Annotated in this window: 17 protein-coding genes; 10 read left to right on the top strand and 7 right to left on the bottom strand. The window is 64.0% G+C overall.

Annotation, left to right across the window (positions count from 1 at the left end; all coding sequences use genetic code 11):
- Positions 1 to 2 precede the first annotated feature (2 nt).
- Together ACQ4W4_RS01075 and ACQ4W4_RS01070 are read right to left on the bottom strand one after the other, a co-directional pair.
- The gene (locus ACQ4W4_RS01075; protein WP_436540443.1) at positions 3 to 1,874 is read right to left on the bottom strand and encodes an Hsp70 family protein; all 1,872 of its coding nucleotides are present in this window, start codon (positions 1,872 to 1,874) and stop codon (positions 3 to 5) included.
- Positions 1,871 to 2,458 carry a DUF2760 domain-containing protein gene (locus ACQ4W4_RS01070; RefSeq protein ID WP_436540442.1) on the bottom strand — a complete coding sequence of 196 codons (588 nt, stop codon included), beginning with the start codon at positions 2,456 to 2,458 and terminating at the stop codon, positions 1,871 to 1,873. Before ACQ4W4_RS01070 ends, ACQ4W4_RS01075 begins: the two co-directional genes overlap by 4 nt.
- A 253-nt stretch (positions 2,459 to 2,711) precedes the next feature.
- On the opposite strand from ACQ4W4_RS01070, the gene ACQ4W4_RS01065 reads away from it, so the two are divergent.
- The 7 genes from ACQ4W4_RS01065 to urtE all read left to right on the top strand — a co-directional run bounded on the left by ACQ4W4_RS01065 (position 2,712) and on the right by urtE (position 9,931).
- The gene (locus ACQ4W4_RS01065; protein ID WP_436540441.1) at positions 2,712 to 3,311 is read left to right on the top strand and encodes a transglutaminase-like domain-containing protein; all 600 of its coding nucleotides are present in this window, start codon (positions 2,712 to 2,714) and stop codon (positions 3,309 to 3,311) included.
- 16 nt (positions 3,312 to 3,327) lie between these two features.
- Positions 3,328 to 4,116 (top strand): DUF4349 domain-containing protein, encoded by a 789-nt coding sequence (locus ACQ4W4_RS01060; RefSeq protein WP_436540440.1) that lies wholly within the window; start codon positions 3,328 to 3,330, stop codon positions 4,114 to 4,116.
- Between the two features lie 185 nt (positions 4,117 to 4,301).
- Positions 4,302 to 5,555 (top strand): urea ABC transporter substrate-binding protein, encoded by a 1,254-nt coding sequence (gene urtA, locus ACQ4W4_RS01055; protein ID WP_436540439.1) that lies wholly within the window; start codon positions 4,302 to 4,304, stop codon positions 5,553 to 5,555.
- Between the two features lie 127 nt (positions 5,556 to 5,682).
- Positions 5,683 to 7,269: an urea ABC transporter permease subunit UrtB gene (gene urtB / locus ACQ4W4_RS01050; protein WP_436540438.1), complete on the top strand. Its 1,587-nt coding sequence runs from the start codon at positions 5,683 to 5,685 to the stop codon at positions 7,267 to 7,269.
- The gene (gene urtC / locus ACQ4W4_RS01045) at positions 7,266 to 8,387 is read left to right on the top strand and encodes an urea ABC transporter permease subunit UrtC (RefSeq protein WP_436540437.1); all 1,122 of its coding nucleotides are present in this window, start codon (positions 7,266 to 7,268) and stop codon (positions 8,385 to 8,387) included. The genes urtB and urtC overlap by 4 nt, the downstream gene beginning before the upstream one ends.
- On the top strand, positions 8,384 to 9,214 hold the full coding sequence (gene urtD, locus ACQ4W4_RS01040; protein WP_436540436.1) for an urea ABC transporter ATP-binding protein UrtD: 831 nt from the start codon (positions 8,384 to 8,386) through the stop codon (positions 9,212 to 9,214). Before urtC ends, urtD begins: the two co-directional genes overlap by 4 nt.
- An 18-nt stretch (positions 9,215 to 9,232) precedes the next feature.
- The gene (gene urtE, locus ACQ4W4_RS01035; RefSeq protein WP_436540435.1) at positions 9,233 to 9,931 is read left to right on the top strand and encodes an urea ABC transporter ATP-binding subunit UrtE; all 699 of its coding nucleotides are present in this window, start codon (positions 9,233 to 9,235) and stop codon (positions 9,929 to 9,931) included.
- A gap of 2 nt (positions 9,932 to 9,933) precedes the next feature.
- On the opposite strand, the gene ACQ4W4_RS01030 is transcribed toward urtE, so the two are convergent.
- Positions 9,934 to 10,518: a chromate transporter gene (locus tag ACQ4W4_RS01030; protein WP_436540434.1), complete on the bottom strand. Its 585-nt coding sequence runs from the start codon at positions 10,516 to 10,518 to the stop codon at positions 9,934 to 9,936.
- A complete protein-coding gene (locus tag ACQ4W4_RS01025; RefSeq protein ID WP_436540433.1) occupies positions 10,515 to 11,102 on the bottom strand; it encodes a chromate transporter in 588 nt (195 codons plus the stop codon). Before ACQ4W4_RS01025 ends, ACQ4W4_RS01030 begins: the two co-directional genes overlap by 4 nt.
- Before the next feature lie 220 nt (positions 11,103 to 11,322).
- Here ACQ4W4_RS01025 and ACQ4W4_RS01020 point away from each other — a divergent pair, with 220 nt between their 5' ends.
- Positions 11,323 to 11,544, top strand: a complete 222-nt coding sequence (locus ACQ4W4_RS01020; RefSeq protein WP_070290717.1) for a hypothetical protein — start codon at positions 11,323 to 11,325, stop codon at positions 11,542 to 11,544.
- Positions 11,545 to 11,960: 416 nt separating this feature from the next.
- Here the strand turns inward: ACQ4W4_RS01020 and ACQ4W4_RS01015 are convergent, their stop codons facing one another.
- Together ACQ4W4_RS01015 and ACQ4W4_RS01010 are read right to left on the bottom strand one after the other, a co-directional pair.
- Positions 11,961 to 12,560, bottom strand: a complete 600-nt coding sequence (locus tag ACQ4W4_RS01015; RefSeq protein ID WP_436540432.1) for a hypothetical protein — start codon at positions 12,558 to 12,560, stop codon at positions 11,961 to 11,963.
- Positions 12,561 to 12,923: 363 nt separating this feature from the next.
- Entirely contained in the window at positions 12,924 to 13,472 is a 549-nt protein-coding gene (locus tag ACQ4W4_RS01010; protein ID WP_436540431.1) for a phosphohydrolase, read from the bottom strand.
- A gap of 199 nt (positions 13,473 to 13,671) precedes the next feature.
- On the opposite strand from ACQ4W4_RS01010, the gene ACQ4W4_RS01005 reads away from it, so the two are divergent.
- Both ACQ4W4_RS01005 and ACQ4W4_RS01000 read left to right on the top strand, forming a co-directional pair.
- Complete coding sequence (locus ACQ4W4_RS01005; RefSeq protein WP_436540430.1) at positions 13,672 to 16,809, top strand: NAD(P)-binding protein; 3,138 nt, start codon at positions 13,672 to 13,674, stop codon at positions 16,807 to 16,809.
- A 14-nt stretch (positions 16,810 to 16,823) separates the two neighbouring features.
- Complete coding sequence (locus tag ACQ4W4_RS01000) at positions 16,824 to 17,723, top strand: alpha/beta hydrolase (protein ID WP_436540429.1); 900 nt, start codon at positions 16,824 to 16,826, stop codon at positions 17,721 to 17,723.
- Here the strand turns inward: ACQ4W4_RS01000 and ACQ4W4_RS00995 are convergent.
- A complete protein-coding gene (locus tag ACQ4W4_RS00995; protein WP_436540428.1) occupies positions 17,708 to 20,671 on the bottom strand; it encodes a hybrid sensor histidine kinase/response regulator in 2,964 nt (987 codons plus the stop codon). The two genes, ACQ4W4_RS01000 and ACQ4W4_RS00995, sit on opposite strands and share 16 nt — an antisense overlap.
- Positions 20,672 to 20,749: the final 78 nt, after the last annotated feature.

The following is a 20,749-nucleotide window of genomic DNA, read 5'->3' as shown; positions in this document are numbered from 1 at the left end:
GTTTATTGCTGCGGCGTGCCGCGCACGTCGAATTCCACTTTCCAGCGCTCGGCGCCGTCAGGGGACACGGCCAGCAGTTCCAGCGTGCCCGCTTCCGTGACGCGCGCGTGCAGTTTGACTTGCACCACGTCGCCGGCCTGACGGCCTTCGGCGGACAAGGTCGCCTGGATTTCGCTCAGCTCCTGCAATTCATCGGGACCCCAGAAGTCGAGCAGGTCGCCGATCTGGTCGTTGCGGCGCGTGGACGAGGCGAAGAAGCGGAAATGCACGGGTTCGCCCACGACGAGGCCGAATTGCTGGCCCGGCAGTTCCAGTTCGCTGCCTTCCTCCATGCCGAAAGGCGCCACGCACAGGGCCTGGATCGGCGGTTCCATGCCGGGGATGGCGGGCATGGCCGATTCGATGGCGACGTAGAAGGCGCTGGCCGTGCCGCCGCGGATGCGCACGCCATGGCCGCGCCGCACGTAGCTGTAGTAAGCGGCGCCACGGGCGACGGCCAGGTCCAGGTCGGCCCCGGCCAGCATGCGCGCCGGTTCCGCGCCTTCCATGTACAGCCAGTCGTTGACGGTGGCCATGATGCGCTGCACCAGCAAATCGGACTTGAATACGCCGCCGTTGAACAGCACGGCCGTCGGGTGCAAAAAGCTGGCGCCTTCCGCCTGGCGGCCCGCGAAGCCTTCCAGTTCGGCGGTCGCCGCCACTTGCCGGCCCAGGAAGGCGGCCAGGTGGCGCGTGATGGCTGCGTCCTGCGCATACGGCAAGCCCAGTTGCGTCAGACCGGCGCGCGTGCGCACGGCAGGGCGGCTCGATGCTTCCACCTGCGGGAAGAAGCCGTCGAGAATGAAGGTGGACACTTCCGCGCGCGTCAGTTCCGTGCGGATGGAGCCGCCGATCAGTTTCGAGCCGCGGCTCGGCACGACGATCGGTGCCACATCGAGGCCGCTGTCGGCCAGCAGGCTTTCCTTGGCGCTGCGGCAGCCGTAGGTCAGCGCGCGCATCTGCCAGGCATCGAGCTGGGTGCCGTTGGCGGCCAGCTTGCGCGCCACCAGGTGGGCCAGGGCCAGGTCCATATTGTCGCCGCCCAGCAGGATGTGTTCGCCGACGGCCACGCGGTGCGGTTCCAGCACGCCGTCGCGCTCGAGCACGGCGATCAGCGAAAAGTCGCTGGTGCCGCCGCCCACGTCGACGACCAGAATGATGTCGCCCGGCTTGACTTCCTTGCGCCAGCGGCCTTCGCTGGTCTGTATCCAGCTGTACAGGGCCGCTTGCGGCTCTTCCAGCAGGGTCAATGAAGTGTAGCCGGCCGCCTGCGCCGCTTCCATCGTCAGCTCGCGCGCGGCCGGGTCAAACGAGGCGGGAATCGTCACCGTGATTTCCTGTTCGGCGAACGGCGCTTGCGGGTGGGCGTGGTCCCAGGCCTGGCGCAAATGCGTCAGGTAGCGCGTGGCGGCCGTGATCGGCGAGATGCGCGCCACTTCGGCCGGCGCATCGTTCGGCAAGATGGCCGCGCGGCGGTCCACGCCCGGGTGGCACAGCCAGCTTTTCGCGCTGGAGACGAGACGGATGGGCGTGGTGGCGCCGCGGCTGCGGGCCATTTCGCCGACGACGAACGGCGCTTCGGCTTCCTCCGTGACCCAGGGCAGGGCCAGGTCGCCCGCCGCCACTTCGTCGGCGTGCGGCAGGTAGACGAACGAGGGCAGCAGCGGCAATTCTTCGACCGTGCCCGGCGCCGACAGCTGCGGCACTTTCTGCACGCCATGGCTCGATTGCTCGCCGTCGCTCTCGACCAGGTTCACATACGACAGGGCGCTGTGGGTGGTGCCCAGGTCGATGCCGATGGCGTAGCGCGCGGTGGTGTTGGTTTGATCGTTCACAGTTCCACCTCGGCCGGCGCCAGGATGGCGGCGTCGTGCTGCTCGCTCAGTTTCGGCAGGCGCACGCTGGAGGCGCGCCAGCCGCGGTGGCTGAGGGTGCCCGTGAAGGGCGCGGAACCGACCACGTTGCCCGTCAGGCGCACTTGCGCGGAATCAAAACCTTCCTGCAGGACGATGCGGCTGCCTTCGGCTTCCTGGCGCACGGCCTCGATGGTGAAGTATTCGCGCATGACCTTGGCGCAGCCTTCATGCACGACGCGGGCAGCCATGCCGATGTCGGCATCGGCATGGCTGCCCAGGTTTTCCTGGGTGAAGTCTATCAACCGCGCTTCGCGTTGCAGCAGGGCCAGCAATTGCAGGGCCGCGTCCGGCGTCGCTTCTTTCAAAATGACGGGGGCGGCGGCCGGCGTCGGCATGGAGGCCGGCGCCGGAGCAGGGGCTACTGGCGCCACCGGGGCGGCCTCGGGCAGAGACAACTTTTCCACGCGGGCCGCATAGGCGGCGTCCGACAGGGTGCTGAAGAAGGCGCCGAAGGCCAGCGGGACACGGCGCCAGAACGATGGATGGGACGATGAAGTGCTCATAGGAACTCGTTTCTCTGATCTGTAGGGAGGCGTCGGCGGCGGGGGCCGCTTCGCAGGGTAGTGCATGTGCCGTGCCAATCAGGCCGGCTGCGTTTGCCCGCATGATACCAGCTACCGGGCCGGCGCCAAAGTCGCCGCCCCCCGCGCAGCGCGCCTGACGCGTGGATTTTCTTTGTTCCTGCGCAAGGAAACGCTTGATTGCGTGCCGCTTCGACTAAAATCGCGCATTATCTTTTCGCATTGCCTTTATGCCATGTCTACCGACTTCTCCCTCTATCTAGCCAGCAGCCTGTATATCGACAGCGATCATCCGGCCGTGCGCGCCAGGGCGGCCGCACTGGCGGCAGGCGCCGTGGGCGACGCCGCCGTCGCGGCGCGCTGCTTTGCCTTCGTGCGCGACGAGATCGCCCACAGCTGGGATTACCGGCGCAATCCCGTCACCTGCCGCGCTTCCGACGTCTTGCAGCATGGCACGGGATACTGTTATGCGAAGAGCCATCTGCTGGCCGCGCTGCTGCGCGCCAACGGCATTCCTGCCGGGCTGTGCTACCAGCGCCTGGCCGTCGGCGAGGTGGGTCCGCCGTTCTGCCTGCATGGCTTGAACGCCGTGTATCTGCAGGACTTCGGCTGGTACCGCATCGATGCGCGCGGCAACAAGCCCGGCGTCGTCGCCGCCTTTGCGCCGCCGCAGGAACAGTTGGCCTTTCCCGTGCTGGCGCCCGAGGAGCGCGACTTGCCGGAAATCTGGCCGGCGCCGTTGCCGCAGGTGATCGCATCGCTGACGGGCCACGCGACCGTGCAGGATGTGGCCGCGCACTTGCCCGATATCGAATTGTTGCCGCTGCAAAAATAATCTCAAGAAAGAAACCATGAAAAAAATCCATATTGGTCTGTTCGGCCTGATGCTGCTGGCCGGTTGCGGCGGCAAGGGCGAGAGCGGCGGGCAATCGAGCGCTGCGCGTCTCGAAGGCAAGGAAAAGGGCAGCGAGTTTCTTGCCTATGAACACAATGTCAGCATCGATACGCGCGAGGCGCAAGTACGGCCCCTGTATGAAAAGGTGGTGGCCGCCTGCAAGGCCGATACGGAAAACGGCTGCCTGCTGCTCGATTCCAGCCTCGACAGCGGCCGCTACGTGCATGCGCGCATCAGCATGCGGGCCAAGCCGGCCGGCATCAAAAAGCTCGTCGCACTGGTCGCGGCCGAAGGCGACGTCACCAGCCAGGGCACCAAGGTGGAAGACCTGGGCCGTCCCGTGCTCGACAGCAAGAAACGCCTGGACATGCTCAAGCAATACCAGGCGCAGCTGCAAGACCTGGAAAAGCGCTCGGGCACCAACGTCGATGCCCTGATCAAGGTGAGCAAGGAGCTGGCCACCGTGCAAGTCGAGCTGGAGCAGGCGACGGCGGCCGATGCGCTGTTGATGCAGCGCATCGATACGGACTTGCTGAACGTGGCCATCAGCGCCGAAGGCAAGCAATCGTTCTGGACGCCCGTCAAGCGGTCGCTGGGCAACTTCACGGACAACCTGTCGGAAGGCGTGGCCAACGCCATCACGGCCATGGCCTACATCTTGCCGTGGCTGATCGCTTTCGTGCTGCTGTTTCCGCTGGGACGCAAGGGGTGGCGCCGCCTGCGTGGAGCGCCGCGCAAGGACTAAAGCCTCCGGCGCACCGTTTTACGGCAATTTGAAACCTGGCTGCACAGTCCTTGTGCAGCCAGGTTTTTTTTCGTGCGGCGAGCGCCGCGTGCACCATGGCGGACACCTGTAGGCGCTGGCATGCATTCTGCTTTAACAACATCGTAGCCCAGCTCGACCCCCACGAACCCATCACAGGAGTCCCCATGTCACGACGCATCATCCTGAAAGCGGCGGCCGCCGGCGCGTTCGCCCTGGCCACATCCACCTGCATGCAGGCAGCCCTGGCCGCCGACACGATCAAAGTAGGCATTTTGCACTCGCTGTCGGGCACCATGGCCATTTCCGAAACGTCGCTGAAAGACGTGGCGCTGATGACGATCGCCGAGATCAATGCCAAGGGCGGCGTGCTGGGCAGGAAGCTGGAAGCCGTCGTCGTCGACCCGGCGTCGAACTGGCCGCTGTTCGCGGAAAAAGCGAGACAATTGGTGGCGCAGGACAAGGTTGCCGTCGTGTTCGGCTGCTGGACGTCCGTGTCGCGCAAGTCGGTTTTACCTGTCTTCAAGGAGCTCAACAGCCTGCTGTTTTACCCCGTGCAATACGAGGGCGAGGAGCTGGAAAAGAATGTGTTTTATACGGGCGCCGCGCCGAACCAGCAGGCGATTCCCGCCGTGGAATATTTGATGAGCAAGGATGGCGGCGGCGCCAAGCGCTTCGTGCTGCTGGGCACCGATTACGTGTATCCGCGTACCACCAACAAGATCCTGCGCGCCTTCCTGAAAAGCAAGGGAGTCAAGGATAGCGATATCAGCGAGGTCTACACGCCGTTCGGCCACGCCGACTATCAAACCATCGTCGCCAACATCAAGAAATTTTCCACGGGCGGCAAGACGGCCGTCATTTCCACCGTCAATGGCGACTCGAACGTGCCGTTCTATAAGGAACTGGGCAATGCGGGCCTGAAAGCCACGGACGTGCCCGTCGTCGCGTTTTCCGTCGGCGAAGAAGAGCTGCGCGGCATCGATGCCAAGCCGCTGCTGGGGCACTTGGCGGCGTGGAATTACTTTGAATCCGTCAAGAACCCCGTGAACGCGTCCTTCATCAAGCAGTGGAAGGCGTATGCCGTGGCGCAAAAGCTGCCGAACGCCGGTTCGGTGGTGACGAACGACCCGATGGAAGCGACCTATGTCGGCATCCACATGTGGGCGCAAGCCGTGGAAAAGGCGAAATCGACGGACACGGACAAGGTGATCGCCGCCATGGCGGGCCAGAGCGTCAAGGCGCCATCGGGCTTCACCCTGACCATGGATGCAACGAACCACCACTTGCACAAGCCCGTGATGATCGGCGAGATCAAGGCCGATGGGCAATTCAATGTCGTGTGGAAAACCAAGGAAGCAATACGCGCCCAGCCGTGGAGTCCGTATATCAAGGGCAATGAGGGCAAGCAGAAGCTGTAGGCGCTGATATTTAACCCAGCAGCAACTGCCGGGGTCGGACCCTCAGGGACTAGGCGTCCCCATCCGATCCCAGTCGTCGCCTTTGGGGGCAGCATGCGCCCCCGTGCAGTCATTCTTTGGAACGCACATGCAGCTTCTCCTCAAACTGGTGGTTCTCGCCTGCCTGTTTTTATCCTCGCTGGCGCAGGCCGCCATCCCTCCCGACTTGCTCACACCGCTGTCCGGCGACGACCCCGACGCCAGGGTCGCCGCCGTGGCGCAGATCGCCGCCCTGGCCACGTCCGAGGCCGCCCGTGTGCTGCAAGCCTTGCAGGACGACGCCTTGTACGCCGCGCCCGATGGCAAGGTGTATGTCGTCGATGGCGAGCAGGCATATGACCCGGCGCTCGGTCGGAGCGTACCGCTGCCCGATGGCATCGATGGCGTGATGGTCAACAACCGCTTGCGTGCGGCCGTGGCAGGCGCCTTGTCGGGCTTGCAGCTGCTGGCGCCCGAACGCGGCGTCCGCCTGGCCGCCGCGCAAGCCTTGCAGAAGGCCGTCGATCCTGTGCAGCTGCCCCTGATCCGCACGGCCTTGGCGCGGGAAAACGATGCTGAAATTCAACAACTATTGCAAGTGCTGATCGCCAGCGCCAACCTGCATGCGCCCGATGCCGCCGCGCGCAAGGCCGCCGTGCTGGCGCTGGCGGGCAGCAGCGATGCGCGCCTGTTGCCGGTGTTGCAAGCGATGCTGGAGAAGGATGGCGAGCCGGACGAATCCGTGCAGCTGGCCGCCATCGAGACCATGCGCCAGATCAAGGGACGAGTGTCACGCATGGAATTGGCCGGCAATGTGTTTTACGGCATTTCGCTGGGCAGCGTGCTGCTGCTGGCCGCGCTGGGGCTGGCGATCACCTTCGGCTTGATGGGCATCATCAATATGGCGCATGGCGAATTGCTGATGATAGGCGCGTACACGACGTATTTATGCCAGCTGTTTTTCCGCAGCTATCTGCCTGGCCTGCAGGATGCGTATCTGCTGGCCGCCTTGCCGGCCGCCTTTCTCGTCGCGGGACTGGTGGGCGTGGCGCTTGAGCGCACGGTGATCCGCTGGCTGTATGGCCGGCCGCTGGAAACCCTGCTGGCCACCTGGGGCATCAGCCTGATCCTGATGCAGCTTGTCCGCACCATCTTCGGCGCGCAAAACGTGGAAGTGGCCAACCCGGCCTGGATGTCGGGCGGCGTGACGGTACTGGGCGGCCTCGTGTTGCCGTACAACCGGCTGGCCATCATCGCCTTCGCTGTCGTCGTCGTCGTGGCCGTGTGGCTGATCCTGAACAAGACGCGGCTGGGCCTGTTCGTGCGGGCCGTGACGCAAAACCGCCGCATGGCCGATTGCGTGGGCGTGGCCACGGGCAAGGTCGACATGCTGACCTTCGGCCTCGGTTCCGGCATCGCGGGCCTGGGCGGCGTGGCCCTGTCGCAGCTGGGCAATGTGGGGCCGGACCTGGGCCAAAGCTACATCGTCGATTCCTTCATGGTGGTGGTGCTCGGCGGCGTGGGCCAACTGGCCGGCACCGTGATCGCCGCGCTGGGCCTGGGCGAAGTCAATAAATTCCTCGAACCGGTGGCGGGCGCCGTGCTGGCGAAGATCGCCATTCTGGTCTTCATCATCATTTTCATCCAGCGCCGGCCGCAGGGTCTGTTTGCCATGAAGGGACGCAGCGTCGAATGACTACCTCCTACCCGATCAAACAAGGCCTGTTCACGCGGCCCGTCTGGCTGGCGATTGCCGCCTGCACGCTGCTGGCGGCGCTGCTGCCGATTTGTAACCTGATGTTTGCCGAAGGGCATGCGCTGCACGTGTCCGCCTACACGGTGGCGCTGGTGGGCAAGTTCATGTGCTATGCGCTGGCCGCGCTGGCGCTGGACCTCGTCTGGGGCTACACGGGCATCCTGTCGCTGGGACACGGCGTGTTCTTTGCGCTGGGCGCGTATGCGCACGGCATGTATCTGATGCGCGCCATCGGCGACCAGGGCCAGTATCACAGCAGCTTGCCCGACTTCATGGTCTTTCTCGACTGGAAAACCTATCCGTGGTACTGGGCCTTCACGGAACACTTCTGGTACTGCATGGCCCTCGTCGTGCTGGTGCCGGGTGTGCTGGCTTTTGTCTTTGGCTATTTTGCGTTTCGCTCGCGCATCAAGGGCGTGTATTTTTCCATCATCACGCAGGCGATGACGTATGCCTTCATGCTCTTGTTCTTCCGCAATGACACCGGCTTTGGCGGCAACAACGGTTTCACGGACTTCAAGACGATCCTGGGCCACAGCATCACGGCGCCCGCCACCCGGGCCGTGCTGTTCCTGCTGACCCTGGCCTTCCTGCTGGCAGCGCTGGTCGGTGCGCGCGCCATCGTCCGCTCGAAGCTGGGCCGGGTGCTGCAGGGCGTGCGCGACAGCGAGGCGCGCCTGATGTTTCTCGGCTACAACCCGCTGTGGTTCAAGCTGTTCGTCTGGACCCTGTCCGCCGTGCTGTGCGGCATCGCGGGCGCCCTGTATGTGCCGCAGGTGGGCATCATCAACCCGTCCGAAATGTCGCCCGCGAACTCCATCGAGATGGTCGTGTGGGTGGCGGTGGGCGGGCGCGGCACCTTGCTCGGCCCCATCCTGGGCGCGTTTACCGTCAACGGCTTGAAAAGCTGGTTCACGGCCGTCTTGCCGGAACTGTGGCTGTTCGCACTGGGCTTGCTGTTCATCGGCGTCACCCTGTTCATGCAGCAGGGCATGCTCGGTGTGTTGAACAAGCTCAAACGTAAAAAGACCGCCATCGTGGCGGAGGAGGCCGCATGAGCATCCGCATGTTGCCCGGCATGGCCGGCACCGAGGCTGGCCCCACGTATGCGCGCGTGAAAGGCGAGGGCGTCGATACGACGCATGGCGCGATTCTGTATCTGGAAGACATCAGCGTGTCGTTTGACGGCTTCAAGGCCATCAACAAGCTGAGTCTCGATATTTCCGTGGGCGAGCTGCGCTGCATCATCGGCCCGAACGGGGCGGGCAAGACGACGATGATGGATGTGATCACCGGTAAGACGCGGCCCACGTCCGGCACGGCCTGGTTCGGCCAGACCATGAATCTGGCCACGATGACGGAAGCGCAGATCGCCCACGCGGGCATCGGCCGCAAGTTCCAGCGTCCCACCGTGTTCGAGCAGCACACGGTGTTCGACAACCTGGAACTGGCGATGAAGATGGACAAGCGCGTGGCGCCCACCCTGTTTGCGCGCTTGTCTTCCGAGCAGGCAGGCAGGATCGAAGCGGTCTTGCGCCTGATCCGCTTGAACGGCCACGAGGCGCGGCCGGCCGGACTGCTGTCGCACGGGCAAAAGCAGTGGCTGGAAATCGGCATGCTCTTGATGCAGGAGCCGCAGCTGATCCTGCTGGACGAACCGGTGGCCGGCATGTCGGACGCGGAAACGGCGCGCACGGCGGAACTCCTCAATGAATTGCGCGGCAAGCATTCGATCATGGTGGTCGAGCATGACATGGGTTTCGTCACGGAAATCGCCCGGCAAGGCATCGTCACCGTGCTGCATGAGGGTTCCGTGCTGGCCCAGGGCCGCATGGATGAAGTGCAGGCCGACGAGCGTGTCATCGAAGTCTATCTGGGAAGGTAATAGGGGAGATCACAGACTATGCTGGAAGTCGAACAATTGAACCAATACTATGGTTCCTCGCACACCTTGCGCGGCATCAACCTGTCGGCGCGCAAGGGAGAATGCCTGGCCTTGCTGGGGCGCAATGGCGTGGGCAAGACGACCCTGCTGAAATGCCTGATGGGCGTGCTGCCCGTGGCGCAGGGCAAGGTGGCGTTCCATGGGCGCGACATCACCAGGCTGGCGCCGCATGCGCGGGCCAAGCTGGGCATCGCCTACGTGCCGCAGGGGCGCGACATCTTTGCGCGCCTGACGGTCGAGGAAAACTTGTTGATGGGCATGGCGGTGAAGCGGGGCAGGCAGGCGTCGCGCATCGATCCCCACGTGTATGAACTGTTTCCAGTGCTCAAGGAGATGCTGCAGCGGCGCGGCGGAGATTTGTCTGGCGGGCAACAGCAGCAACTGGCCATCGCCCGCGCCCTGCTGGCCGAGCCCCAACTGATCATCTTTGACGAGCCGACCGAGGGCATTCAGCCTTCCGTCATTAAGGATATCGGCCGTGTCATTTCCTTGTTGAAACAGCGGGGCGACATGGCCATCGTGCTGTGCGAACAGTATTTCGATTTCGCCCGCGAACTGGCCGACGACTTCATCGTGCTGTCGCGCGGACAGGTGGTGGCCAGCGGCACAGCGGAACAGATGGATGGCGAAGACGTGAAGCGGCACCTGGCCGTGTAGCACTACACCAGTTGCAGCCACCCCAGCACGGCGCCGGCCGCCAGCAGCCACAATAAATGGATCTTCGTGCGCCAGATGATGATGCCCGCCACGATGGACAGGGTCCACAGGGGCCAGTCGGTGCTCCATTGGTGGTTGGCGCCGCCCAAAATCATGCCGCTGGAAATCAGCAGGGCGACGACGATGGGCGCCATGCCTTGCTTGAAGGCGCGCACGGGGCGCAGGTCGCGGTTGCGGTAGCCCCACTGGGCCGCCACGTAGGTGAGGGTGGTGCTGGGCAGCATGATGCCTACCATCGTGATGAATACGCCAAGATACGCTGCCGTGTAGCTGCCCGCATTCATGCCCACGTTCCAGCCCATCAGGGCGACGAACAGCACGTTCGGGCCGGGCGCCGCCTGCGCGATGGCGATCGACTCGTTGAATTGCGCCTGCGTCAGCCAGCCATGCTGTTCGACGAGGAAGCGGTGCATTTCGGAGGTGGTGGAAATAGCGCCGCCGATCGACATCAGCGACAGCATCAGGTAGTGGCCGAACAGGTTCAGCCAGTCGCCCGCGCTCAAGGCCAGCTGCAGGGGCGGATTCATGCGGACAGCTTTCGATACGTCAGCAGGCAGCCTATGCCGCCCAGTCCCAGCAGGATGTAGAGCAGGGGCCAGCGGAAGATCGCCACCATCAGCACGCCGAGCACGGTGATGGGCAAGGTCAGCCACAGGGGCAGCGGATGCCTGGCCAGCGCGGCCGCCAGCTTCACGCCCGTGGCCGCGATCATGCCGGCCGAGACAGCCGCCATGCCGCGCAGGGCGCCCGCCATCTGCGGATTGTCGCCAAAGCGCGTGTACAGTACGCCCAGCACGAGCACGATGACGAGGGGCGCGGTCAGCATGCCGGCCAGCGCCGTCAGCGCGCCTTTCAAACCGAAATAGCGCCCGCCCACCATCAAGGACAGGTTGACCACATTCGGCCCGGGCATGATCTGTGCCACGGCCCAGTCTTCCAGAAATTCCTCCTGCGTCAGCCAGCACTTGCGTTCGACCATTTCGCGCTGGATCACGGCCAGCACGCCGCCAAAGCCTTGCAGGGCCAGCCAGGTGAACGAGAAGAACAGGTCGGCAAGCGAGGCGGGCTGCGGGCGGGGCGGGTCGGGCTGGATGGAGGCGGGGGCGGGCATGGCTGATTATCGCCGTGGCCGATCGCGCTTGTCCATCGCTTTCGGCTGCGGTTGTGCCTGGAAGAAAAAAACCGTGACTCATGTTTCCCTGCCATTGACATCGAGAGTTTATCAGCAATACTTTTATCGGCAACATGACCGCTGTCCCTGTCCGCGCTGGCGCGGTGCGCACCGCTACGCCATCTCCCTCCCTCCGTCCCCTTCGCAGGAGTCGCTTATCATGCCTCATTCCACAGAAACGCTGCATATGCCCGCCAAAACCGTGGTGCTGCATGCCCGCATCGACCAGAAGATGTCCGATATCGTCAATCTGGGCATCGCCGTGCAGGCAGCCTTCAGCACCTTGTGCGCGCTGGAATACCTGAAGTCATACAATGTCGCCCCCGACCTGATCGAGCGCGTGCTGCTGCATCCGGAGCAGCGCCGCCAGACCGTGCATTGAGTATCCGAACGGCAACCGTGTTGCCGACAACGTCAGCCCGGTGTTGTCGGATTGATCATTACGGCTCAGTTATGCACAAATGATGGGCTAACGAAATTGGCGAAATATTTTTCTTGTGATTATGTGTGACTTTCTAAGTGTTTGATTTTAATGGATTTTATTTTTGCTGTTTGATTGAGCAGTTTATTGAAAGCCGCACGGGCTGTGGCTTTGAGGGCTGTCAATAGGCCCTTATCCACAAAGATATCCACAGTCCGTGTGGATATCTGAAAAAGCGCTTAACAATCCGCCACTTAGGAAATGGGGGCCGCTCGGCGCATGCAAAGGGGCGTCAAGATGGGCCAAAATGGGGCATGCCACAAGCCTGTATGCCTATCCAGTGCTCTTGTTTTTATGACTGAAAGTAGCTGCCCCGTTCAGGGCGTGCCGCCGGCCGGCGCCGCTGGCGTGTCGCCGCACTGGGCCAGGGCGGCAGCCAGTTCGGCGACCTGCTGCTCCGCTTCGCGCAAGGTGGCATAGGTGCGCAGCGAGGCGATCACGGTGGTAAACAACTTGCGCGTGGTCAGGTCCGTCTTGCACCAGAAATCGTTGATGTCGTAATCGATGATGATGCGGTGTTCCAGTGCCTGGCCGGGCTGGCCCGTACGCAGGATGATGCGCACGGCGCTGTTGTGCAGCTCTTCGCGGACCTGGCGCGCTACTTGCAGTCCGGCATCCTGGGTTTCCATGATCACATCGAGCAGTACCACGGCGATATCGGGAGTGCTGCGCAGCAAGGTAAGCGCCTCGGCGCCCGAGTACGCGTGCAAAAAGCTCAGCCTGCGGCCCTGGAAGCTGGCCTGACTGAGGGCGAACTTGGTCACCACGTGCACGTCGACATCGTCATCGACGATCAGCACGCGCCATGGCGCCGCGGTGGCAGGCTCTGCCGCCGCGTCTGCCCGTTCCAGCGGTTCGTCGACCAGCCAGTCCGGTTCGTCCGCTCCCTTGGCGGCGCTGTCGCTATCCATGTTCATGCGTTTATCCACCGTTGATCGTGCTTGCTACTCCACACTATGCCAGTCTACGGGGTTTGTCAAAACAATGCTGTTCAAGCAAGACGGCCAGGCGCCAGGATTGCTTATGCACAGCAAAATATATTTTCATGGTGGTGAAGTAACTTTGCTTGAGCGCAAATTCGTGATTGCAAGTCATTGATTTCATTAGGGTAAAAAATTGCCTGTGAAATCAGCAAATTGTTGAAACCCGCATCAATACTGGTGTTGCGGCTTGTCAAGAGGGGCTTATCAACAACTTTATCCACAGTTGCTGTGGATATCTAAAAAAGCTGTGCAAAAACCGGGGCTTAGCGCCCATTCATGCGGCAAGGTGGCAGCATGTCATGCGGCCAGCCCAAGCCCGCCCAGCTGGGCAAAAGCGTGCAGGAAGCGCTGCTTGGCTTCGGCCGGACCCATGGCCTCGATTATACCGGGCAAGGGGGTGATGCCGTCAAGGTAAGCCCAGCGTTCGGCCGAGTGCGGCATCAGGTCGCGCTTTTCCGTGGCCAGCGCGATCAGGTCGGCCCGCTTGATCGGTGCGTAGTCGGAAAAATCCAGCCCATACGTGGCGGCGATGATGGCGCTGACCTTGTCTTCCAGCACGGCAAATTCCGGCAGCAACACTTTCAAGGGTTTCACCATGTCGCCCAGGTAGGCTTCGGCCGCGTCGTGCAGCAGGGCGGTCAGGCGCAAATGGGGCGGCACCAGTTCGGCGACGATCAGGCTGTGCTGGGCGACCGAGTAAAACACTTGCGTCTGTCCATTGAAGCGGCACTGGTACGCGAGGCCGTGCGCGATGTCCTCGATGGCGACCTTGTCGATATGCGGGCGCAAGGGATAAAAACGGTTGCCTGAATAAGTGGAAACGTAGTCGGTGGTAATCATTGCCATGGCATGGTGCTCGGAACGCTCAAGATGCTTCATCGTACACCCGATGGCATGGGCTTGCCCCGGCTGCCGTGCACAGCGTCTGGCTGCTGAGCCTATGCATCTTGGCAAATCCTTTAATTTATTTCATATCATTCATTGTTCTTTCTCAAATACACTATAGCAATCTTGTTTGTCTGAAACTTCATTTAGGGGCAGGGCAATGACGGCGATACCTTCGGCAAGACCTTCGTATATTTATCAGGGCGGTTCGGTGATGATGCATTCGCCGCTGCAATTGAAGCAGTCGGAAATGTACGGCTATTTCGTCAGGGGCGACCTGGCCAAGCTGCAAGCGACCGTGAACACCACCCTGAACCAGGTGGCGGGCAGCAAGATGACGCTGAAAGCCCTGTCGCCGTATGTGATGCTGACGTTTACGCGCGTCAACCATGCGGACTCGGCCAACCCCGTCGACCAGGCCAAGGGCTGGATCACGGAAGTCGACATCGTCACCTGGATCATGGTGGGGCAGATGGATGAACGCGGCAAGCTCGCGCATGTCTATTGGTATCCGTGCCATATTTTCGTCGATGACGCGATGGCCCTGATCAACGGGCGCGAGCTGTTCGGCTATCCGAAATACCTGTGCGACTACGAGATTCCCGCCGCCGGCAGCGAGCCGCTGCGCTGTTCCGTCGCCGCCAAGGGCTTCCAGCATTTTTCGCCGGAAACGAAACTGGCCCTGCACCCGCTGCTGGAAGTCAATGCCACCGTGCAGACGGGGCCGCACAAACCCGTCAACAGTTTCCTGGAGCTCATCGAGCAGGCGTTCCAGATTTTCCTCTCGATTCCCGATTTCTTCGACATGGACCAGGCTGGCTGGGCCGATATTTTGTCCTTGCTGCGCAACCCGCGCATCGACCAGATATTCCTCAAGCAATTCCCCGACAGCGCGGGCGTGAAAGCCGTGTACCAGGCCCTGGTGGCCGCGCCGGCCGAGATCAACCGCCTGCACAGCGCGCGCCTGCTCGGCTATGAGTACGAGTGCACGCTGCACGCCTTCGACAGCTTCCCGCTGGACCAGACCCTGGGTTTGCAGCTGGGACCGCAGGCGGCGATTTTGCCCTTCAATGTGAATTTCGATTTCACGGCCATGCCGGGCGAGGAACTGGTCGACAATTCCCGCATCGCGCCGGAAAAGATCGCCATCCTCGGCGGCGGCGTGGCGGCCATGACCGCCGCGTATTATCTGACGAACCAGCCGGGCTGGCAAAACCGGCACGCCATCACCGTCTACCAGCTGGGCTGGCGCCTGGGCGGCAAGGGCGCCAGCGGGCGCAATGCGCAAGCGGGCCAGCGCATCGAGGAACACGGCCTGCACATCTGGTTCGGCTTTTATGCGAACGCCTTCAGGATGATCAAGGAAGCCTACGCCAGCCTGGAGCGCCCGCCCGGCGCACCGCTGGCCACCTGGCGCGACGCTTTTAAACAACACGATTACGTGGCCCTGTCGGAAGACGTCAAGGGACAATGGCGCAACTGGTCCATCGTCTTTCCCACCTTGCCGGGCGAGCCGGGCGAGGGCGGCGAAGACGTCACCCTGTGGCAGATGGCCATCGCCATGGTGGGCTGGATCGAGCAGTGGATACGCCAGATCCGGCAGGTGGCGGACGCCGACGCGCGCATCGTGCGCGCCAGCGCCTCGCAGGGCGAGGGCGTGTGGCCGGGCTGGCTGCGCCGCCTGGCCGACGAAGTGGTGGGACAGGCCGATGAGCTGGGCCTCGACGTGGGCCTGTCCGTGGGCGCGCTGGCGGCGCTGGTGGCCGACCTCGCGCCCGACTCCAGGCGCCACGATCAGGCCCGCCACCAGCTGCTGGCCAGCACCCTGAACGGCATCCGCGCCTGGCTGCGCCTGCGCTACCGGGCGCTGATCGATGGCGACGATGAATTGCGCCGCCTGTTCACCTGCCTGGACCTGGGCATCACGGTCATGAAGGGCATGTTCGAGGATGGCGTGTTCAAGAACGGTTTTGACGTCATCAACGACATCGATTTCCGCGCCTGGCTGCGCAAGCATGGAGGCGACGAGCAGTTCAGCGTCAACTCGGCGCCCGTGCGCGGCTTTTACGACCTGGTGTTCGCCTACGAGGGCGGCGATTTCGCCAAGCCGAACATCGAGGCGGGAACGCTCTTGCGGGCGATGGCGCGCATCGGCCTGGCCTACAAGGGCGGCATCATGTTCAAGATGCAGGCCGGCATGGGCGACACGATTTTCACGCCGCTGTACGAAGTGCTGAAAAAAAGGGGCGTGGAATTCAGGTTCTTCCAGCGCGTGGAGGAACTGGTGCCGGGCGCGGGCGACATCGACAGCATCCGCATCACGCAGCAGGTGCAATTGAAGGACCCGGCCGCCGGCTACGCGCCGCTGGTGGACGTGAAGGGCCTCGCTTGCTGGCCCAGCGCGCCCGATTACGCGCAGCTCGAACCGGCCCAGGCGGCGCTGCTGCAGGCGCAGGACGTCAACCTGGAATCGTACTGGAGCGACTGGCCGCAGCAGTATGCGCAGGCGTTCGGCCGCGCGCTGCCCGCCACGGTCTTGAAGAAGGGCGTCGATTTCGACAAGGTGGTGTTCGGCATTTCCATCGGCTCGCTGCAAGCCCTGTGTCCGCAACTGCTGGCGCAAAGCCCGGCCCTGCAACTGGCTGCCGACAAGGTGAAAACGGTGGCCACGCAGGCTTACCAGGTGTGGCTCAACAAGGATTTGCATCAGCTGGGCTGGACCACGCAGCCGAAGGGCCAGCAACCCGTGTTGTCGGCCTTCACGGAGCCGTACGACACGTGGGCGCCGATGGACCAGCTATTGGCGCGCGAGGACTGGCCGGCGGGGCTGGAACCGAAAAACGTCTCGTATTTTTGCAGCGCCTTCCCCGTCGACAGCTACCCGCCCGTCACCGACACGGGTTTTCCCGCCCGCTGCGCCGCCCAGGCGAAACAGGGCGCGCTGCACCAGCTGGAACGCGAGATCGGCGCGCTGTGGCCCGAGGCGGGCGGGCCGGGCGCGTTCCCGTGGCGATGGCTGGTCGATGCGAAGGAGGGGACGGGGCCGGCGCGCTTCGACAGCCAGTACTGGCGCGCCAACGTCGACCCGTCCGAGCGCTACGTGATGTCGGTGGTGGGCAGCACGCAGTACCGGCTGGCGACCGACCAGTCGGGCTTCAGCAACCTGTTCCTGACGGGCGACTGGATCAGGACGGGCTTGAACGCGGGCTGCGTCGAGGCGGCCGTGATGGCCGGCATGCAGACCTCGCGCGCCATGACGGGCTATCCGGCCGTGATCCAGGGTGAGACGGATTTCTAGGCATGCGGGGCCTGATGCTGTTGTGTCTTGTCCTGATCCACCAGCACGCGGGCGCCGCGCCGCCGTGCGCCATTGTGCTGTGGCCCGGTGCGCCGCCCGGCGGCGCGGCACCGGGTCCGCAGCGCGACAGCGCCAAGGGCGCCATCACGCAGGTGGAGCAGCCTTACCTGATCGCACACCGCCCGGCGCGGCCGAACGGCACGGCGATCTTGCTGGTCAGCGGCGGCGGCTATGCGCATATCGAGGCGGGCAAGGAAAGCGGCCCCACCGCCGCCTGGCTGCAAACGCAGGGCATCACGGCGTTTGAGCTCGTGTACCGCTTGCCGCAGGAAGGCGGCGGGGCGGCCGCGCCGTTCCAGGACGGCCAGCGGGCCATGCGCGTGATCCGGGCGCGTGCGGCCGAGTGGGGCGTCGACCCGGCGCGTATCGGCATGCTCGGTTTTTCCGCCGGCGCGCACCTGGCCGGCATGACGGCCGTCCAGCCGGACGCCGCCCTGTATGCGCCCGCCGATGCGCTCGACGCCGTCTCCGCGCGGCCCGATTTCGTCGTGCTGCTGTACCCCGTGCTGACCATGGAAGCGCCTTTCGACACGACGCATGCGAAGAAAGAGCTGCTGGGCGCTCACCCCACGCAGGCGGCGCGCGATGCGCTGTCGGTGGACAGGCAGGTCGATGCGCGCACGCCGCCCGCCTTCATCGCGCAGGCGCTCGATGACCGCGTGTCGCCTCCTGAAAACAGTACATTGATGGCGAGCGCCCTGGACCGCGCGGGCGTGCCTGTGGAACTGCACCAGTTCCGGCACGGCGGCCATGGCTGGGGCCTGGGCAAGCCGGGCAGCGAACCGGCCGCGTGGCCGCAACTGCTGCTGGCGTGGCTGCGATCGCGCGGCTGGATGTCTCAGCCTGCGGGCTGAGTTTCCAGGTCCCGCCGCGCCACGTCCAGCGCTGCCCGCAGCTGCGGCAGGAACTGTTCCACGTTATCGAGCTGGCCGTTCGAGGCCAGGGTTTCCAGCTGGTGGCACAGGCCGTGCAAGGTGGGGCGGCTCAGGTAGCCGGCGCTGCCCTTCAAGGCGTGGAAGGCGGCGGCCGCGGCGCTGGCATTGCCGTCGCGTACGGCGTGGCAAGCCAGGTCCAGGCGCCGCGGCGCTTCCGTCAGGAACGCTTGCGCGATGCGCTGCAAGTGCTGCGGCGACAGGCCTGCCAGCGGCAGAATGTGCACGGGCGCCGTCATGGGATCGGCCGGCGCCGGCGTTTGCGCCTGCGCGTCGTCGGCTTCGTCCAGGCCGAACTGGCTCGCCAGGGTGTCGTCGTCGGCCTGTATGGCCTGCGGCAGCGCGTGACCGCGCGCCAGCAGCAGGTCGATGATGGCGTCGATTTTCTCGAACAGCAGCGCCTCGTCGACGGGCTTGCTGAGGAAGTCGTCCATGCCGGCGGCCAGGTAGCGTTGCCGGTCATGTTCGCTGGCGTTGGCCGTCAGCGCAAGGATGGGAATCTGCGCGTCGGGAATGGGGAATTGGGCATTGCCGCCGTCGCGGATCAGGCGGGCGGCCTGTTCGCCATCCATTTCCGGCATGCGGCCATCCATCAGCACGCAGTCATAGGGGCCAGATCCCAGCGCGCGCAGCGCCTGTTCGCCGTTTTCCACGATGGTTACCTCATGGCCCATGCTTTCGAGCAGGGTGCCGATGATGATCTGGTTGGTACGCACGTCTTCGGCGCACAGGATGCGCAGGCGGCAGGCGTGGCGCGCCTGCCGCACCGGCCGGCGCGCGTCGGCCGCCGGCGCGCTGCCGTCTTCCAGCGGCAAGCTGAAGTGGAAGCGCGAACCGATGCCGACCCGGCTTTCCACGCCGATCGTGCCCTGCATCAGTTCGACCAGTTCCTTGCAGATGGCCAGGCCCAGGCCCGTGCCGCCGTAGCGGCGCGTGGTGGAATGGTCGGCCTGCTCGAATTTCTGGAACAGGCGCGGCAAGGTGTCCGCGTCGATGCCGGGACCCGTATCGCTGATGATGAATTCGATCTCGCTTCGGCCATCGCGGCGCGGCGGCGTGCGGGCGCGCCGCACTTCCAGCAGCACTTCGCCATTGGCCGTGAATTTCAGCGCGTTCCCCAGCAGGTTGATGAGGATTTGCCGCAGGCGCGTGGGGTCGGCGCGCACGTAGCGCGGCAGGTCCAGCGCCAGTTCGCGGCGCAGCAGCAGGCTTTTGGCGTCGGCCTGGCCCTGCACGATGCCGGACGCGTCGCCGATCAGCGCCAGCAGGTCGAAGTCCACGGTTTCCAGCGTCAGCTTGCCCGCGTCGATCTTGGAAAAGTCGAGGATGTCATTGAGGATGGTCAGGAGCGACACGCCATTGTGCAAACCGATGCGCAGGTATTCCTGCGTGCGGCCCTTGACGGACTGGTCGCGCAGGGCGAATTTCAGCATGCCGATCACGCCGGCCAGCGGCGTGCGGATGTCGTGGCTCATGGCGGACAGAAAATCGATGCGGTGGCGGCTGACCACTTCCGCGTGCTCCTTGGCCTTCAGCAGGGCGTCGTTGCTGAGGGTGAGGGCCAGGGTGCGTTCCTGCACCCGCTGTTCCAGGTTGTTGCGCAGCAGGCGGATCTGGTCGGCCAGGGCAAAGGCCAGCAGCAAGCCGTCGAAGGTGCCGCCGAGCAGGGTCACCAGCTGGGCGTTGGCCACCATGGCCGGCATCAGGCCCAGGTTGGCCGGCAGGATCAGAAAGCCGGGCAGCATCAGCGCGACGAAGGCCAGCACGAAGAAGCGCGCCGGCTGGTAGCCGCGGCGCCAGACGACGATGCCGCAGATCAGCGCCAGCAGCATCCAGATACTGATGGCGATGGTGGCCAGCGTGTGCGCATACGACAGGGCGAAAAAGCAGCTGGGCAGCAGCAGCAAGGGCAACGCCAGATTGACCTTGCTGAGACGGTACAGCAGCAGAGAGTAGTCGCGCAGGCGCAGGAAATGCATGTAAAACAGGGTACTGAAGACGGGCAGCAGGAAAAACGGCACGTAATGCAGCTGCAGCTGGTGCCAGTCGAACAGGTCGGCAAAGACGTGGAAGGTCATGGCCCAGGCCAGGCCATACGTCAGCACGTACAGCGCGTAATAGGCCGATGCCTTTTCCAGGGTGATGGAAAAGATGAAAAAATTGAACAGGCCCAGCGCCAGCAGGGCGCCGATGGACGCCACCATCAGGAAGTTTTCCTTGCCCACCAGCTTGCGGTAGTCCTGCTGCGTCTTCACGCCGAACAGGGGGGCGCGCGCGTAGTAGGGGCTGGAAAAGCGGATCAGGATGTCGTACGTGGCGCCAGGCGCCAACTGTACATTCATACCGTAGTGCAGCAAATATTCGTGCGGACGCTGGTAGCCCGTCAACAAGGTCCGCGGCGCCGTGTGCGCCCCGGGGCCATACACGTGCAGGTCGACCAGGTCGATCAGGGTGTCGTTCGGGTCGATGACCCAGGCCGCTTCGCTGCTGTCGTTGCGCACCTGCGCATGCAGCCAGTAGGCGCCGCCGAACAGGTCGACCTGGTCGGCCGGGCGCCGGCGCGCCAGCCAGGCGGGCAGGGCGGCGGCATCGGCAGGCGCGGCTTCATTTCCGGCAAGAAATAGTTGTCCCCCCTTGCCCAGGTGAGCGATGCCTTGTTGGCTCAGAGGCAAGGGCGTCGCCTGCGCCGCACCCGCCAGACCCAGCAGGCCGAACAGCAGGCTGAGCACGAGCGGCCAGCCGCATAGCCAGGCGCTGACGCGGAAGCTGGAAGCGCGGTGGCAGGGAGGGGGCGAGTGGGCTGGCATCGATGGAATGGGAGATGGTCGCGCGGGAATGGGCGGCAACGCCGTTTGCTGTGGAGTGCCCATTTTAATCGACTCTCGGTGACATACGGGCAATTTCATGTCCTGTCCGCTTGGCGCCCGCTCCGGTATCATGGCGCTTTT

Origin of the sequence: Janthinobacterium glycogeni (assembly GCF_051380725.1) — a bacterium.
In the GTDB taxonomy this organism is placed as follows: Bacteria; Pseudomonadota; Gammaproteobacteria; order Burkholderiales; family Burkholderiaceae_D; genus Janthinobacterium.
Note: the sequence above shows the minus strand (reverse complement) of the source record. Positions and strands in the feature narration are given on the sequence as shown.

Bases quoted from the DNA above. Each gene is read 5' to 3' on its own strand.
- ACQ4W4_RS01065 (WP_436540441.1), top strand. From the start codon at position 2,712: ATGTCTACCGACTTCTCCCTCTATCTAGCCAGCAGCCTGTATATCGAC.
- ACQ4W4_RS01020 (WP_070290717.1), top strand. From the start codon at position 11,323: ATGCCTCATTCCACAGAAACGCTGCATATGCCCGCCAAAACCGTGGTG.
- ACQ4W4_RS01015 (WP_436540432.1), bottom strand. From the start codon at position 12,560: ATGAACATGGATAGCGACAGCGCCGCCAAGGGAGCGGACGAACCGGAC.
- ACQ4W4_RS01060 (WP_436540440.1), top strand. From the start codon at position 3,328: ATGAAAAAAATCCATATTGGTCTGTTCGGCCTGATGCTGCTGGCCGGT.
- ACQ4W4_RS01005 (WP_436540430.1), top strand. From the start codon at position 13,672: ATGACGGCGATACCTTCGGCAAGACCTTCGTATATTTATCAGGGCGGT.
- urtD (WP_436540436.1), top strand. From the start codon at position 8,384: ATGAGCATCCGCATGTTGCCCGGCATGGCCGGCACCGAGGCTGGCCCC.
- ACQ4W4_RS01010 (WP_436540431.1), bottom strand. From the start codon at position 13,472: ATGGCAATGATTACCACCGACTACGTTTCCACTTATTCAGGCAACCGT.
- urtC (WP_436540437.1), top strand. From the start codon at position 7,266: ATGACTACCTCCTACCCGATCAAACAAGGCCTGTTCACGCGGCCCGTC.
- urtE (WP_436540435.1), top strand. From the start codon at position 9,233: ATGCTGGAAGTCGAACAATTGAACCAATACTATGGTTCCTCGCACACC.
- ACQ4W4_RS01000 (WP_436540429.1), top strand. From the start codon at position 16,824: ATGCTGTTGTGTCTTGTCCTGATCCACCAGCACGCGGGCGCCGCGCCG.
- urtB (WP_436540438.1), top strand. From the start codon at position 5,683: ATGCAGCTTCTCCTCAAACTGGTGGTTCTCGCCTGCCTGTTTTTATCC.
- urtA (WP_436540439.1), top strand. From the start codon at position 4,302: ATGTCACGACGCATCATCCTGAAAGCGGCGGCCGCCGGCGCGTTCGCC.
- ACQ4W4_RS00995 (WP_436540428.1), bottom strand. From the start codon at position 20,671: ATGGGCACTCCACAGCAAACGGCGTTGCCGCCCATTCCCGCGCGACCA.
- ACQ4W4_RS01030 (WP_436540434.1), bottom strand. From the start codon at position 10,518: ATGAATCCGCCCCTGCAGCTGGCCTTGAGCGCGGGCGACTGGCTGAAC.
- ACQ4W4_RS01070 (WP_436540442.1), bottom strand. From the start codon at position 2,458: ATGAGCACTTCATCGTCCCATCCATCGTTCTGGCGCCGTGTCCCGCTG.
- ACQ4W4_RS01025 (WP_436540433.1), bottom strand. From the start codon at position 11,102: ATGCCCGCCCCCGCCTCCATCCAGCCCGACCCGCCCCGCCCGCAGCCC.